The organism is Allobrachymonas denitrificans DSM 15123 (assembly GCF_900110225.1).
GTDB classification, from domain to species: Bacteria; Pseudomonadota; Gammaproteobacteria; order Burkholderiales; family Burkholderiaceae_C; genus Brachymonas; species Brachymonas denitrificans.
Genome location: NZ_FOCW01000003.1, coordinates 123,425 through 138,672 on the forward strand (window position 1 = coordinate 123,425; position 15,248 = coordinate 138,672).

15 protein-coding genes and 1 tRNA gene are annotated in these 15,248 nt (G+C 63.0%); 15 read left to right on the top strand and 1 reads right to left on the bottom strand.

The window, feature by feature from the left end; genetic code table 11:
- Positions 1-246: 246 nt before the first annotated feature.
- From uvrB to BMW28_RS08350, 12 genes are all read left to right on the top strand, one after another.
- Positions 247-2,346 carry an excinuclease ABC subunit UvrB gene (gene uvrB, locus BMW28_RS08295; protein ID WP_091816502.1) on the top strand — a complete coding sequence of 700 codons (2,100 nt, stop codon included), beginning with the start codon at positions 247-249 and terminating at the stop codon, positions 2,344-2,346.
- A gap of 245 nt (positions 2,347-2,591) precedes the next feature.
- Positions 2,592-3,131 carry a Fe-S cluster assembly transcription factor gene (locus BMW28_RS08300; RefSeq protein ID WP_091816505.1) on the top strand — a complete coding sequence of 180 codons (540 nt, stop codon included), beginning with the start codon at positions 2,592-2,594 and terminating at the stop codon, positions 3,129-3,131.
- 52 nt (positions 3,132-3,183) lie between these two features.
- Positions 3,184-4,398: an IscS subfamily cysteine desulfurase gene (locus BMW28_RS08305; protein WP_091816508.1), complete on the top strand. Its 1,215-nt coding sequence runs from the start codon at positions 3,184-3,186 to the stop codon at positions 4,396-4,398.
- Positions 4,398-4,823 carry a hypothetical protein gene (locus tag BMW28_RS08310; protein ID WP_143280564.1) on the top strand — a complete coding sequence of 142 codons (426 nt, stop codon included), beginning with the start codon at positions 4,398-4,400 and terminating at the stop codon, positions 4,821-4,823. Before BMW28_RS08305 ends, BMW28_RS08310 begins: the two co-directional genes overlap by 1 nt.
- Positions 4,810-5,202: a Fe-S cluster assembly scaffold IscU gene (gene iscU, locus BMW28_RS08315; RefSeq protein WP_091816513.1), complete on the top strand. Its 393-nt coding sequence runs from the start codon at positions 4,810-4,812 to the stop codon at positions 5,200-5,202. Before BMW28_RS08310 ends, iscU begins: the two co-directional genes overlap by 14 nt.
- Before the next feature lie 72 nt (positions 5,203-5,274).
- Entirely contained in the window at positions 5,275-5,598 is a 324-nt protein-coding gene (gene iscA / locus BMW28_RS08320) for an iron-sulfur cluster assembly protein IscA (protein ID WP_091816516.1), read from the top strand.
- Positions 5,599-5,604: 6 nt separating this feature from the next.
- On the top strand, positions 5,605-6,132 hold the full coding sequence (gene hscB / locus BMW28_RS08325; RefSeq protein ID WP_091816519.1) for a Fe-S protein assembly co-chaperone HscB: 528 nt from the start codon (positions 5,605-5,607) through the stop codon (positions 6,130-6,132).
- Positions 6,133-6,277: 145 nt separating this feature from the next.
- Complete coding sequence (gene hscA / locus BMW28_RS08330) at positions 6,278-8,149, top strand: Fe-S protein assembly chaperone HscA (RefSeq protein ID WP_091816521.1); 1,872 nt, start codon at positions 6,278-6,280, stop codon at positions 8,147-8,149.
- Positions 8,150-8,168: 19 nt separating this feature from the next.
- Positions 8,169-8,507, top strand: coding sequence for an ISC system 2Fe-2S type ferredoxin (gene fdx, locus BMW28_RS08335; protein WP_091816524.1), 339 nt, complete (start codon positions 8,169-8,171; stop codon positions 8,505-8,507).
- 67 nt (positions 8,508-8,574) lie between these two features.
- Positions 8,575-9,297 (top strand): DNA polymerase III subunit epsilon, encoded by a 723-nt coding sequence (gene dnaQ / locus BMW28_RS08340; RefSeq protein WP_091816526.1) that lies wholly within the window; start codon positions 8,575-8,577, stop codon positions 9,295-9,297.
- Between the two features lie 65 nt (positions 9,298-9,362).
- Positions 9,363-9,437, top strand: a tRNA-Val gene (locus tag BMW28_RS08345).
- Positions 9,438-9,685: 248 nt separating this feature from the next.
- Positions 9,686-10,984 carry a TAXI family TRAP transporter solute-binding subunit gene (locus BMW28_RS08350; RefSeq protein ID WP_159430736.1) on the top strand — a complete coding sequence of 433 codons (1,299 nt, stop codon included), beginning with the start codon at positions 9,686-9,688 and terminating at the stop codon, positions 10,982-10,984.
- A 73-nt stretch (positions 10,985-11,057) separates the two neighbouring features.
- Here the strand turns inward: BMW28_RS08350 and BMW28_RS08355 are convergent, their stop codons facing one another.
- Positions 11,058-11,693 carry a TetR/AcrR family transcriptional regulator gene (locus BMW28_RS08355; protein ID WP_091816531.1) on the bottom strand — a complete coding sequence of 212 codons (636 nt, stop codon included), beginning with the start codon at positions 11,691-11,693 and terminating at the stop codon, positions 11,058-11,060.
- Positions 11,694-11,950: 257 nt separating this feature from the next.
- Between BMW28_RS08355 and BMW28_RS08360 the strand changes: the two genes are divergently transcribed.
- The 3 genes from BMW28_RS08360 to BMW28_RS08370 all read left to right on the top strand — a co-directional run bounded on the left by BMW28_RS08360 (position 11,951) and on the right by BMW28_RS08370 (position 15,223).
- Positions 11,951-13,276, top strand: coding sequence for an NAD(P)/FAD-dependent oxidoreductase (locus BMW28_RS08360; RefSeq protein WP_091816632.1), 1,326 nt, complete (start codon positions 11,951-11,953; stop codon positions 13,274-13,276).
- 128 nt (positions 13,277-13,404) lie between these two features.
- The gene (locus BMW28_RS08365; protein ID WP_091816534.1) at positions 13,405-14,748 is read left to right on the top strand and encodes an amino acid permease; all 1,344 of its coding nucleotides are present in this window, start codon (positions 13,405-13,407) and stop codon (positions 14,746-14,748) included.
- Between the two features lie 88 nt (positions 14,749-14,836).
- Positions 14,837-15,223 (top strand): RidA family protein, encoded by a 387-nt coding sequence (locus tag BMW28_RS08370; RefSeq protein ID WP_091816537.1) that lies wholly within the window; start codon positions 14,837-14,839, stop codon positions 15,221-15,223.
- Positions 15,224-15,248 lie beyond the last annotated feature (25 nt).

Genomic DNA, 15,248 nt, shown 5'->3' on the forward strand with positions numbered 1-15,248 from the left:
GCGGTCGCGCGTGTGGCGGCATGGCAAAAGGTCGGGCGGCGCCAGTTGTATTGGCGTAGTCCAACGCGGTGCGGCACTTGGCTGGCGGCACGGTAAACAGTGGGGCAGCGCCAGCTTCATGTTGCGGCTTGAAATCCGTACGCGATTTGATCACTTGGGTGGGGCTGTCCGGCCTTTCGCACGATTTCAGATGCCCGGGCGCAGCCGGATGCTTTACATTGCACGTTTGGCCCCCACCTGATTGCCATGTCCGCCAGCCCACAGACCGAAATCCTCGCCGATCCCGCCCAGGCTACCGCGCCGGCGGGAGAGTTCGTGCAGTTCCCCGATTCGCCGTTTCAGCTGTTCCAGCCGTATCCGCCGGCGGGCGACCAGCCCACGGCCATCGACGAGCTGGTGGAAGGTGTGCACGATGGCGAGGCCTACCAGACCCTGCTGGGCGTGACGGGCTCGGGCAAGACCTTCACCATGGCCAACGTGATTGCCCGGCTGGGCCGGCCTGCCATCGTGTTTGCGCCCAACAAGACGTTGGCGGCGCAGTTGTACAGCGAATTCCGCGAGTTCTTTCCGAAGAACGCGGTGGAGTATTTCGTCAGCTACTACGACTACTACCAGCCGGAAGCCTACGTGCCGCAGCGCGACCTGTTCATCGAGAAGGACAGCGCCATCAACGAGCACATCGAGCAGATGCGGCTGAGCTGCACCAAGAGTCTGCTGGAACGGCGCGATGTGGTGATTGTGGCCACTGTGTCGGCCATCTACGGTATCGGCAAGCCCGAGAGCTACCACCGCATGATCATGACGCTGCGCGCAGGCGACCAGTACAGCCAGCGCGACATCATCACGCAGCTGGTGCGCATGCAGTATCAGCGCAACGAGATGGAGTTCACGCGCGGCAAGTTCCGCGTGCGTGGTGACACCATCGACGTGTTTCCGGCCGAACACAGCGAGCTGGCGCTGCGCATCGAGCTGTTCGATGACGAGATCGAGACGCTGCAGCTGTTCGATCCGCTCACCGGCAAGGTGCGGCAGAAGCTGGCGCGTTTTACCGTGTACCCGAGCAGCCATTACGTCACGCCGCGCGAGCAGGTGCTGAGCGCGGTGGAAGGCATCAAGCTGGAACTGGCGGATCGCCTCAAGTATTTCTACGACGAAGGCAAGCTGGTGGAAGCGCAGCGGCTGGAACAGCGTACGCGCTTCGATCTGGAAATGCTGGCCGAAGTCGGGCACTGCAAGGGCATCGAGAACTACTCGCGTCATCTGGCCGGCACGCTGCCGGGCGAGGCGCCGAGCACGTTGACCGACTACCTGCCGGCCGATACTGTGATGTTCCTGGACGAGAGCCACGTGATGATCGGCCAGCTGGGCGCCATGTACAACGGCGACCGCTCGCGCAAGACCACGCTGGTGGAGTACGGCTTCCGGTTGCCGAGCGCGCTGGACAACCGCCCGCTAAAGTTCGAGGAGTTCGAGCGCAAGATGCGGCAGGTGGTATTCGTCTCGGCTACGCCAGCGGATTATGAAAAGACCCATGCCGGCCAGGTGGTGGAGCAGGTGGTGCGTCCCACCGGCCTGGTTGATCCTGAAGTGGAAGTGCGCCCGGCCACCAGCCAGGTGGACGATGTGCTGCAGGAAATCCGCAACCGCACGGAGCAGGGCGACCGCGTGCTGATCACCACGCTGACCAAGCGCATGGCCGAGCAGCTGACGGATTACCTGACGGAAAACGGCGTGAAGGTGCGCTATCTGCACAGCGACATCGACACAGTGGAGCGCGTGGAAATCATCCGTGACCTGCGTCTGGGCAGCTTCGATGTGCTGGTGGGCATCAACCTGCTGCGCGAGGGTCTGGACATTCCGGAAGTGTCGCTGGTAGCGATTCTGGACGCGGACAAGGAAGGCTTTCTGCGCAGCGAGCGCAGCCTGATTCAGACGATCGGGCGGGCGGCGCGCAACGTGAACGGCAAGGCCATTTTGTACGCAGACCGCATCACCGACAGCATGCAGCGGGCCATCTCCGAAACGGAACGCCGTCGCGCCAAGCAGATGGCTTTCAACGAGGCGCATGGCATCACGCCACGCAGCGTGATCAAGCAGGTGCGCGACCTGATCGATGGCGTCTACAGCGAGAAGGCCAGCAAGGCGGCGCAGCAGCAGGAAATGCAGCGTGCCTATGCCGAGGAGTTGAGCGAGAAGGATCTGGCGAAGGAAATCAAGCGCCTCGAAAAGCAGATGATGGAGCACGCCAAAAATCTGGAATTCGAGCAGGCGGCGCGCACGCGCGACCAGCTGGCGGCTCTGCGCGAGCGGGTGCTGGGTGGGGCAGGGCACGATCTGCTGAGTTGATCGGCGGCGCGGGGACTTTTCGATCAGTGGAAGCGGGGTTGCAAACAGGCAGCACCTCCTCAAGACGCCAGCCACTCGACGCCTGCACCACTTTTTGTCGCCACGGCAACAAAAAATCTCCTTGTATCCGAGCAAGGTACAAGGTTATCGGGTATACTTGACCTAAATAGTCGGGTTAGAGGCTATTTCGTGGGCCACCAGCCTGCCCCAAGCTGCCCGCTCAACCTGTCACAAGAGAGATTGCCATGCGACTTACCACCAAAGGACGCTTCGCCGTTACCGCCATGATCGACCTGGCCCTGCGCCAGAGCAGCGGTCCGGTAACCCTGGCTGCCATCAGCCAGCGCCAGCAGATTTCGCTGTCGTATCTGGAGCAGCTGTTTGGCAAGCTGCGCCGTCATGAACTGGTCGAATCCACCCGCGGCCCGGGTGGCGGCTACACGCTGGCGCGCAAGGCCGGCGACATCACCGTGGCCGACATCGTGGTGTCGGTGGATGAACAGCTCGACGCCACCAGCTGCGGCGGCAAGGCCAACTGCATGGGCGAGAACAACGGCCCCTGCATGACGCACGACCTGTGGACCAGCCTGAACGACCGCATGCTCGAGTTCCTGCGCTCCGTCTCCCTGCAGAAGCTGGTGGACGAACAGATCGCCAAGGGCGTGCGCATCGAGGACAAGCCCATGATCAAGCGCGCCATCTCCTCCGCACCCGTGCTCAAGCCAGTGCGCGTGAATGCGCCCAACTCGGTCTTCGCCCTGGGCACCGTGCCGCTTTCCAAGTAAATACAATGCGGGCCTCCCCGGGCCGGCATTTCCTGCAACAACGAGTACAACAATGACTCCTCATTTTCCGATTTACCTCGATTACGGCGCCACCACGCCGGTGGACCCGCGCGTGGCCGAAGCCATGATCCCCTGGATCAGTGAGCACTTCGGCAACGCGGCCTCGCGCAGCCATGCCTGGGGCTGGGAAGCCGAAGCGGCCATCGAGAAGGCCCGCGAACAGGTGGCCGACCTGATCGGCGCCGACCCGCGCGAGATCGTCTGGACCAGCGGCGCGACCGAGTCCGACAACCTGGCGATCAAGGGCGCTGCGCACTTCTACAAGAGCAAGGGCAAGCACCTCATCACCGTCAAGACCGAGCACAAGGCCGTGCTGGACACCATGCGCGAGCTGGAGCGCCAGGGCTTCGAGGTGACCTATCTGGATGTGCAGGAAAACGGCCTGATCGACATGGACGTGCTGAAGGCGGCCATCCGTCCCGACACCATCCTGATCAGCGTGATGTTCGTGAACAACGAGATCGGCGTGGTGCAGGACATTCCGGCCATCGGCGCACTGTGCCGCGAGAAGGGCATCATCTTCCACGTGGACGCTGCGCAGGCAACCGGCAAGGTGGAAGTCGACGTCAAGACCATGCCGATCGACCTGATGAGTCTGGCCAGCCACAAGACCTATGGTCCCAAGGGCATTGGTGCCCTGTACGTGCGCCGCAAGCCGCGCGTGCGCATCGAGGCGCAGATGCACGGTGGCGGCCACGAGCGCGGCATGCGCAGCGGCACGCTGCCCACCCACCAGTGCGTGGGCATGGGCGAGGCCTTCCGCCTGGCCAAGGAAGAGATGCAGAAGGACCATGAGCATGCAGCCCGCCTGCAGAAGCGCCTGCTGGACGGCCTGAAGGAAATCGATCAGGTGTTCGTCAACGGCGATCTGGAGCATCGCGTGCCGCACAACCTGAACATGAGTTTCAACTTCGTCGAGGGCGAGTCGCTCATCATGGGGATCAAGGGCCTGGCAGTATCCAGCGGCTCTGCCTGTACCAGCGCCAGTCTGGAACCCAGCTACGTGCTGCGTGCCCTGGGCCGCAGCGACGAGCTGGCGCACAGCAGCCTGCGCATGACCTTTGGCCGTTTTACGACGGAAGAGGAGGTGGACTATGCCATCAACACCATCAAGGAAAACGTGGCCAAGCTGCGTGAACTGAGCCCGCTGTGGGAAATGCACCAGGAAGGCATCGACCTCAGCACCATCGAATGGGCGGCCCACTGATGAACACCGTCGTCCTTGCCCCCCGCGCCCTGATGCGCGCCACCGGTGTGGTGGCGCTGCTGGCAGGTGCGTGGATGGCGCAGCCGGTCCAGGCCTCCACCCAGGTGGCCTGCCTGCTCGCCGGCAAGGTGTTGCAGGTGCAGCAGCAGCCGCTCAACGAGCGCGTGGTGCGCGTGCAGCTGCAGCAGGTGAAGGACGACAACACTGTGCGCAACGATGTGGAATGCAGCAAGCAGTTCCGCACAGGCGATGCCCTCTGGGTGAGCCTGGATGCGCGTGGCAATGACAATTCCAAGCCGGCCCGGGCGGGCGACCGCATCTGGCTGAGCTTCCGTTACGGCGACGACCGTGGCGGCACCGTCTGGCGGAAGTACGAACCGATCCCGCTGGGCAAATATCTGGAGAGAAAAAATGGCATACAGTGACAAGGTCATCGACCACTACGAGAACCCCCGCAACGTCGGCTCCTTCGACAAGTCCGACGAGTCCGTCGGTACCGGCATGGTGGGTGCACCTGCCTGTGGCGACGTGATGAAGCTGCAGATCAAGGTCAACCCCGAAACCGGCGTGATCGAGGATGCGCGCTTCAAGACCTACGGCTGTGGCTCGGCCATTGCCAGCAGCTCGCTGGTGACCGAATGGGTCAAGGGCAAGACGCTGGACGAGGCGGCTGCGCTCAAGAACAGCCAGATCGCCGAAGAACTGGCGCTGCCGCCGGTGAAGGTGCACTGCTCCATCCTCGCGGAAGACGCCATCAAGGCCGCCGTGACCGACTACAAGAAGAAGCACGACGCAACTGCCTGATTTCCTGATCGGGAACAGCGTGATCTGACTGGCGGCTTGTCGTGAAGACAGGCTGCAGCAATGGGTAATGACATGGCAATCACAATGACTGAAGCGGCGGCGCGCCACGTGAACCGTTCGCTGTCCAAGCGCGGCAAGGGCCTGGGAGTGCGCCTCGGCGTGAAAACGACGGGCTGCTCAGGGCTGGCCTACAAGCTGGAATATGTGGACGAGGCCGAGCCGGAAGACGTGATCTTCGAACAGCATGGCGTGAAGGTGCTGGTGGATCCGAAAAGCCTGTCGTACATCGACGGCACCGAGCTCGACTATGTGCGCGAGGGCCTCAACGAAGGCTTCAAGTTCCTCAACCCGCGCGAGCGCGACCGTTGTGGTTGCGGCGAGAGCTTCCGCGTCTGACGCACCATGAACCTGCAGGATAACGATTTCGAGCTGTTCCAGTTGCCGCGTCGTCAGCAGCTGGATCTGGCCGAGCTGGATCAGCGCTGGAAGACGCTGCAGCGCCAGGTGCATCCTGACCGCTTTGTGGCCCAGGGTGCGGCGGCGCAGCGTGTAGCCATGCAGTGGTCGGTGCGCATCAACGAGGCTTACCAGCGCCTGAAGGATCCGCTCAAGCGGGCGGCTTACTTGTGCGAACTGGGTGGTGTGCCGGTGGAGGCGCACAGCAATACCGCCATGCCGGCCGACTTCCTGATGCAGCAGATGGAATGGCGCGAGGCGCTGGATGATGCCGAAGACGCCGGAGCCCTGCAGGCACTGGCGTGCGAGGTGCAACAGGCCAGCAGCGATGCCTTGCAGGAAGTGACCGCAGCCATCGATACGCAGCAGGACATGCTGGCTGCGGCTGCCTTGGTGCGCCGCATGATGTTCATCCAGAAGTTTGCCCAGGAAGTGCGTCAGCGTCAGTTGCAGCAGCAGTTACAGCAGAGTTGAGCGTCTCAATCACGCACCCTTGGTAAGGCCGCCTGTCGGCCATGCGGGGCTGGGCCCCAAGTCTGGGACAATACGGCCTGCCTGAAGAAGGCAGCCGGCTTTCCCTTCGCGCAGCGCCGGGGCGTTGCGCAGAAACAGTTTCTCTATGGCACTCCTCCAGATCTCCGAACCCGGGCAATCGCCCAATCCGCACGAGCGGCGCATTGCCGTTGGCATTGACCTCGGCACCACGCATTCGCTGGTGGCCTCCATGCGCCATGGCCTGGCCGAGTGTCTGCCGGATGCGGATGGCAAGGTGGTCCTGCCCTCGGCGGTGCGTTATCTGGATAACGGCGGCCGCCAGATCGGCGCCGAGGCGCTGCGCCATGTGGCGGATGATCCGCAGAACACGATTGTGTCGGTCAAGCGCTTCATGGGGCGTAGCCTGAACGACATCCGCGCCAGCCATGGCGATCATCTGCCCTACGAGTTTGTGGCCGAGGATCCGGCCAAGGGCATGGTGCGCATCCGCACGCGCGGTGGTGACAAGTCTCCGGTGGAAGTGAGCGCTGAAATTCTCGCCACGCTGCGCTATCGCGCCGAAGACACTTTCAATGACGATCTGTACGGTGCCGTGATCACCGTGCCGGCGTATTTCGACGACGCCCAGCGCCAGGCGACCAAGGATGCGGCCCAGCTGGCCGGTCTGCAGGTGCTGCGCCTGATCAACGAACCGACGGCGGCTGCCATTGCCTATGGCCTGGATAACGCCAGCGAGGGCGTCTACGCCGTGTTCGATCTGGGTGGTGGCACGTTTGACATTTCCATCCTGCGCCTGTCGCAGGGCGTGTTCGAGGTGATTGCCACCAGCGGCGATTCTGCGCTGGGCGGGGATGACTACGACCGTGCGCTGGTGCAGCAGGTGCTGGCACGCGCCGGCGTCAAGGCCGAGAGTGCGGAAGACCGTGCTGCGCTGATGGTGGCGGCCCGTGCCTGCAAGCATGGGCTGACGGACGCCGACAGCGCCGAATTTGTGGCGGAGCTGTCTACCGGCACGCTGCGCCAGACCGTGACGCGTGCGGATTTCGACGCTGCCACGGCAGCCCTGACGCAGCGCTGCATGGAGGTGGTACAGCGCACGCTGCACGACGCACAATTGCTGCCGTCCGAAGTGCAGGGTGTGGTGATGGTGGGGGGATCCACCCGCATGCCGCATATCCAGCAGGCCGTGGGCCGATTCTTTGGCACCACGCCGCTCACCAACCTGAACCCCGACGAAGTGGTGGCGCTGGGCGCTGCCATCCAGGCTAACCAGCTGGCAGGCAACAGCACCAATGGCGAATTGTTGCTGCTGGACGTGATTCCGCTGTCGCTCGGCATCGAAACCATGGGCGGGCTGGTGGAGCGCATCATTCCGCGCAACCAGACCATTCCGGTGGCGATGGCACAGGATTTCACCACCTACCAGGACGGTCAGACCGCCATGAGCCTGCACGTGGTGCAGGGCGAGCGTGACATGGTGCAGGACTGCCGCAGCCTGGCCCGCTTCACGTTGCGCGGCATCCCGCCCATGGCGGCCGGTGCGGCACGCATCCGCGTGACTTTTACCGTGGACGCTGACGGCCTGCTGCACGTGAGTGCACGCGAGCAGGGCAGCGGCGTGGAGGCCAGCATCGAGGTCAAGCCCAGCTATGGCCTGAGCGATGACGATATCGCCACCATGCTGCAGGAAAGCTTCACCACGGCCGAACAGGACATGGCCGCGCGTGCGCTGGCCGAGGCCCGCGTGGATGCCGACCGCATGGTGCTGGCGACGCGCAGCGCTCTCGCCGCGGATGGCGACTTGCTGAGCGAGGCCGAGCGCCAGTCCATCGAATGGCTGATCGTGGCGCTGCAGGAAACGGCCAAGGGCAGCCAGCCGGCTGATATCGAGGCGGCGACCAAGGCGCTGGCCACCGGCACCGAGGCCTTTGCTGCCATGCGCATGAACCGCGGCATCCAGCAGGCGCTGGCCGGCCACAACATCGAAGACATCTGATTTTCCAGGAGCGGCACCCATGCCTACCATCAAGATCCTGCCCCATGCGGAATACTGTCCCGAGGGCACCGAAGTCCAGATCCCGACCGGCACCACCATCTGCCAGGGCCTGCTGGACAACAACGTCGGCATCGAGCATGCCTGCGACATGGTGTGCGCCTGCACCACCTGCCACGTGATCGTGCGCGAGGGCTTCAACAGCCTGAGCGAGCAGGACGAATGCGAGGAAGACATGCTGGACCGCGCCTGGGGCCTGGAGCCCAATTCGCGCCTGTCCTGCCAGGCCATGGTGGGTACGCAGGACCTGACGATCGAGATCCCCAAGTACTCGATCAACCACGCCAAGGAAAACCACTGAGCGGCGGGCGGCCAAGGCCCCGCATGTTTTACCCAGGGCTGCCGCGTGCAGCCCTTATCATTGCCCCATGCGCCAGATCATTCTCGACACCGAAACCACCGGCCTGGAAGTTTCCGACGGCAACCGCATCATCGAGATCGGCTGCGTGGAGCTGCTGAACCGCCAGCTCACCGGCAACAACCTGCACCTGTACATCAACCCCGAGCGCGACAGCGAGGAGGGCGCACTGCGGGTGCACGGGCTGACCACCGAGTTCCTGAGCGACAAGCCCAAGTTCGCGCAGATCGTCGAGGACTTCCTGGCCTATGTGCAGGACGCGGAAGTCATCATCCACAACGCGGCCTTCGATACGCGCTTTCTGGACCACGAATTGCAGTTGCTCGGGCGTGAGCCGTTCCGCGCCCATGTGACGGGCGTGATCGATTCGCTGGCGCTGGCCAAGGAACAGTTCCCGGGCAAGCGCAATTCGCTGGATGCGCTGTGCGACCGCTTCGGCATCGACAACTCCAGCCGTACCCTGCACGGCGCCTTGCTGGATGCGGAGCTGCTGGCCGATGTGTACATCAGCCTCACGCGCGGGCAGGAATCGCTGATGATGGAAACCGGGCAGGGCGACGAGGGCACCGGCTCCGGCATGGTGCAGATCGACCTGAGCGGCATCCAGCTGCCGGTGCTGCGTGCCAGCGCGCACGAACTGGAAGCCCATGCGGCCATGTTGCAGGTGATCGACAAGGCCAGTGGCGAAAAGACAATCTGGAAAAAAATTTCGATCGACTTGCAGACAGGCTGAAAACCGTGCCATAATAGCGGCTTCAGCGGTTGACGAACACAAGTTCTTCAGAAGCTACCCGATACGGGTGATTAGCTCAGCGGTAGAGCACTGCCTTCACACGGCAGGGGTCACATGTTCGATCCATGTATCACCCACCAATAAAGGCGCTTGATGGCAACATCAGGCGCCTTTTTCTTTGTTTTGCCCAGGCCTTGCATGGTGAATACACGTCTTGTAACGTGTACTATTTCTGCATTTCCCAACGCGTAGCAGCAGATCGGCCTGTTGAGGAGGTTGCCAGTCATTGGCAGTTCAGGGATCTCGACGGCACACATGAGGGTATATGAGCGCAGAAAACCATCCCAGCCAAGAAAACCCCCGCGTAGGCCGCTACGTTCGAAACGCCATGCGCCACGAAGTCATGGCTACGGCCTGGATGCTGCGGCGGGAGTGGACCACATGGCTGCTGCTGCTCGCCGCGCTGGCCGTGCTGGCCTATCTTGTTCTCCCCCTGCCACCAGACACCCTCCGCATCGCCAAGGGACAGCCCAATTCCGGTATCGCTGCCATGGCCGAGCGCTATGCAGCGGAACTGGCGAAGGAGGGCATCCAGGTGGAGTATGTGGACTCGCGAGGGGCGCCGGACAATCTCGGCCTGGTCAGCGAAGGCAAGGCTGATCTGGGCTTTTCCCAGGCGGGGCTTCCCGTTGTGAAGGAGGTGGAGAGTCTGGGCAGCGTCGCCTATCAGCCGCTCTGGCTGTTCCATCGCGCCACGGTCACGCCCGGAACGACGCTCGGGACAGCCCTGCAGGGCAAGCGGGTGGCCATCGGTACGCCGGGGAGCGGTACGCACCGCATGGTGTCGCGCCTGCTGGCGCATCTTTCTCCTGAAATCCGCAGCTCGCTCCAGACGCTGGAGCTGAGCAACGCAGACATGCTGCAGGCGATGCAGTCGGGCGCCGTGGATGCAGCCTTCCTCTCGACCAGCTATCAGTCCGGCCACGTGCAGGCCTTGCTGCGCGACCCGGCGGTGCAGCTGTGGAAATTTGCCAACATGGAAGGCTACGCCAGGCTGGATCCCAATGAGCATCCCGTCGTCATGCAGGCGGGCTCTGCGGCGCTGGAGCCGCCCTTGCCGGCGCAGGATGTGCACATGGCTGCCAGTACCATGACGCTGGTGGTGCGGCCGGAGCTGCACAGCGCCACCAAATACCTTCTGCTGGACATCAGCCAGCGGCTGGCAGGGGATGAGCTGGATCCGTTCACCGAAGCGGAGGATTTTCCGGCACTGGCCAAGGACGGGCTGGAGCATGGCAAGGTCGCGCGCCGCTATTACGACAATGGCCTGCCCATGGCCTGGAACTACCTGCCGTACTGGCTGGCGACCCTGATCGATTCGGCGTGGCTGGGCCTGCTGGCGCTGGTGGGGTTGCTGTTCCCGATCATCAAGAGCCTGCCCAACAACCGCAGCCTGTATTACTCGGCGCTCGAAAGTGACCGCTATCACGACCTGCTGGAGCTGGAGGCGGAACTGAGCCATGCGCGCAGCCGGGCTGAGCTGCTGGCCTTGCTCAAGCGTGTGCATGCGCTGCAGGCGCGGCTGCGCTCCATGTGGCTGCCTAGTGGCAAGAAGCAGCCCTTTGGCACCCTGTTGACGGCCACCATGGAGCTGGAAAGCAAGATTCGTCAAACGCTTTCGCGCTGAAAAGGACTGACTGGAGCCGGGGGCCTGCAGTGCAGGCAAACCGTCTCTGGTGGGTAAAACGGATGGTGATGGCTCAGGCAGCGTCCGCGCCGCCGCAGGCGTGGACGATGACATTGGCCAGCGCCTGCATGCTGCCCCGGTGTTCTGCCGGATCCACGCTGAACAGTTCCAGTACGCCGGCGCCCCGCAGGCTGGAGAAGACCAGCATGGCAAAACCCTGGGGATCGGGGTGCGTCTTCTCCAGTTCGGGGAACGCATCGAGAAAGCGGGCGTTGAACGTGCGGTCGACATCACCCCTGCGTTCGTCGATGTTCTCGAACAGCGTTGATGCGGACTTGCAGCCAAAGAACAGGCTCCACGCAGCCACGTAATTGGCACTGCCGAAGATGTTGCCCCAGGCCCGGTTGACGAACTGATCGGCCCGCTCGCGCAAGGGCAGGGCCTTGTCGGGCCAGACGCTGCCCTGGTCGCCCAACGGTGCCATCACTTCATCGACCAGCCGCTCCATCAGCACGTCACGGCTTTCGAAGTGATGTTGCAAGGCGCCCAAGGAAACCTCGGCGCCACGGGCGATCGCCTGCAGCGTAGCGCTCTTGAATCCTTGCTCGCGCAGAAGGTGCAGAGCGGAATCGATGATCTTGCGCTGCGTCGCCTCCACGCGTTCGTTCTGTGGCGTGCGCACACGCCGTTGTCTTGCGGGCACGGTCATGCATTGAGTCTATTGCAAAAACAACGGGAAACACTCCCGATTTTTCGACTGCTTGCCCGATGGCAGCGTGACAGGCGAGTGGTGCCCTGAATGGGGTCTACGGCAAGGCGCTGGGCCGGAGTTCAAGTGTGTGCGTTTATTCGCAGGCACATCTAACGGATCTTGTCAATGCGTGAAATCAATAAAACAATAATAAATTATTGTTGTTTACAGTTGCGGCCACGCTCCGCTGTGTTCGGGGCAAGGAGATGACAAAGATGCCGCGCAGTATCACGGATCTGCCCAATGATGATCGCACCAACGGATGGAGTGCCCTGGCAGGCCCGCGCCAGCCACGACCCTCGCTGCAAGGTGACCTGGATGTTGACTGGGTCATTGTCGGCGCAGGGTACGCCGGGCTTGCCGCTGCCCGCCAGCTCGCCTTGCAGCAGCCGGACGCCACCATAGCGGTGGTGGAAGCGGGCGTGGTCGGAGAAAACGCGTCGGGTCGCAATTCCGGCTTCGCCATTGACTTGCCGCACAGCTCTTCCCCTTCCGACGCAGCCGTCGAGAAGGGCCGCAGCGTGATTCGTGTCAACCGCTTTGCAGTCGACGCGCTGGACCGCTTGGTGGCCGAGCACGGCATCGCCTGCGACTGGAACAAGCGTGGCCGCTACCACGTGGCCGTGACCGACGACGTGGCGGCCCAGTCGCTTGCGCCGTATGCGCGCAATCTGGACGCCTGGGGCGAGTCCTACGAATACCTGGAGCGTGCCGCGCTGCGCGACCGTCTGGGTACCGACTATTACGCAGCAGCCGTTTATACCCCTGGCACGCACCTGCTGAATCCTGCCGCGCTGGTGCGTGGCCTGGCGGACAGTCTTCCGTCGCAGGTGCAGCTGTTCGAGAGATCGCCGGTCATCGAGACCGAGTTCAAGGGCGCTTCGCCCTATGTGCGCACTGCCAAGGGAAGTATTCGCGCCCGCAAGCTGATCCTGGCCGTGAATGCCTTTTCGCAATCGTTCGGCGTGTACGGGGAGCGCCAGGTGCCGGTGTTGCTGTTCGCCAGCCTGACCCACCCGCTGTCCGACGCACAGATCGCCAGCTTGGGCAGCGACGTGACCTGGGGGGTGACGCCTGCCCACGGCGTTGCGGGTTCGACGCTGCGGCTGACCCAGGACCGCCGGCTGATGATCCGCCAGGGCTTTGAATATTCGCCCAGCCTGAACACCAACGAAGAGCGCCGTGCCAAGGCCAGGGCCATGAATCTGGAGTTGCTGCGCCGGCGCTTTCCTCAACTCGGCGAGATACAGCTGGAGCATTTCTGGATGGGATGGCTGGCCGTATCGCAAAACCATGCGCCGGCCTTCGGGCCCATCGGCGAGAACGCGTTTGCGGCTTCCTGCTGCAATGGCTCGGGCATTGTGCGCCACACCGCTGCCGGCATGCTGATTGCCGACCTGGCGCTGGGCCGTGACAACCCGCTGATCGACGACTTCCTGGTCGAGGGCACCGCCAACTACATCCCGCCGCGCCCGCTGCGCGACATCGGCGTGGGCCTCACGCTGGCCTGGGACATGTGGCGCGGCCGCGCAGAGCAATGAATTCCTGACACACGGCGCCTTGCGCCTACTTGATTCCCCACCACCACATAGACATTCGAGGAGACAATCCGGTGATACCTTCTTCTTCAGGACATCTAGAGCGCAGGCTCAAGAACCGCCACATCCAGATGATCGCGCTGGGTGGCACCATCGGCACGGGCCTGTTTCTCGGCTCGGCAGGCGTCATCGAACTGGCCGGGCCTGGCGTGCTGTTGGGCTATGCCCTTGGCGGCGCAATCATCTTCCTGATCATGCGCTTTCTCGGCGAAATGCTGGTCGAGGAGTCTTCCGCCGGCTCGTTCAGCCATTTCGCCAACAGCTACCTCTCCAGATTCGCGGGATTTCTCTCGGGCTGGAACTGCGTGGCGCTTTACGTGCTGGTTGGCATGGTCGAACTCACGGCCAGCGCCAAGTTCATCCAGTTCTGGTGGCCTGACATTCCCACCTGGATCATCGTCTCCGTGCTGTTCGTCGCGATCAACGGGGTGAACTTCATCAACGTGAAGGTGTTCGGCGAGTTTGAGTTCTGGTTCGCACTCATCAAGATCGTGGCCGTGCTCGGCATGATTCTGGCGGGCATTTACATGCTGTCTTCCGGCTCGAACCCCACGCAGACGGTCAGCAACCTCTGGTCGCACGGCGGTTTCCTGCCTCATGGTATCCAGGGGGTTGCGATGGCGTTTGCTTTCGTCATGTTCGCCTTTGGTGGTGTCGAGATGCTGGGCTTCGCCGCTGCCGAGACAGAGAATCCCCGCAAGGTGATTCCGAAGGCCATCAACCAGCTCATCTTCCGCGTGCTGATCTTCTACGTCGGCTCGCTGGCGGTGCTGCTGTCGCTCAAGCCCTGGACCGAGCTGCTGACGCACATGCAGGCAGGAGGAGACATCTACAGCAGCAGTCCCTTCGTGCTGGTGTTCTCCGGCCTGGGCGCCAACATGGCGGCCAATGTGCTGAACTTCGTGATCCTGACGGCCACGCTGTCGGTCTACAACAGCATGGTCTACAGCAGCAGCCGTCTGCTGTACGGCATGGCGCAGGAGGGCAATGCACCCAGGGCGCTGATGCAGGTGAACAAGCGCGGCGTGCCGGTGCGTGCCATCGTCTACCCGGGCATCATCACGGCGCTGTGCATCGTGCTGAACTACGTGGCTCCGGCCGGTGTGATCGGGCTGCTGATGTCGCTGGTTGTGGCAGCGCTGGTCATCACCTGGACCATCATCATCCTGACGCATCTGCGTTTTCGCAAGGCCTATGAGGCCCGCGGCGCCAAGCTGACGTTCCGTGCGCTTTGCTCCCCGATGTCCAACTACATCTGCCTGGCCGCCATGGCTCTGGTGGTGGTGGTGATGGCCCTGACGCCGGCCATCCGCAGTTCGGCCATTGCCATTCCGGTGTGGCTGCTGGTGGTCTATGTGGCTTTCCGCGTGACCTTCCGCCAGCCGGCGGCAGCGGCAGTGCCCGCCACTACCTGACGCACTGTCTGTAGCCGGGGGTGTCCCCATGGATACCCCCGGCTGTTCACCTTATTCCCATCCTTTTCTGATTTTCCGAGACCACTCCATGACTTCTGTTCCCACTTTCTATCCCGCTCCCGGCGGCATGCCGTTCTCTTCCGCCGTTCGCGCTGGCGGCTTTCTGATGCTGTCGGGCCAGATTCCCTTCGACGACGCGAAGCGCCCGCACACCGGTTCCATCGAGGAGCAGACGCACGCTGTCCTGAAGAGCATCGCGAACACCTTGCAGGGGCTCGGCAGCTCGCTGGACGAGGTGGTCAAGGTCAACGTCTGGCTCAGCGACCTGGCCCACTTCGCCGCTTTCAACGAGGTTTACCGCAGCTATTTCAAGGAAGGACGGTACCCGGTGCGCAGCCTGGTGCAGGCGCAGTTGGCCTTTGGCGTTGGCGTGGAGATCGAAGTGCAGGCGCTGGACACGACTGCGAGCCGATAAGGCCTCGGCCCCACATCCATTCCAC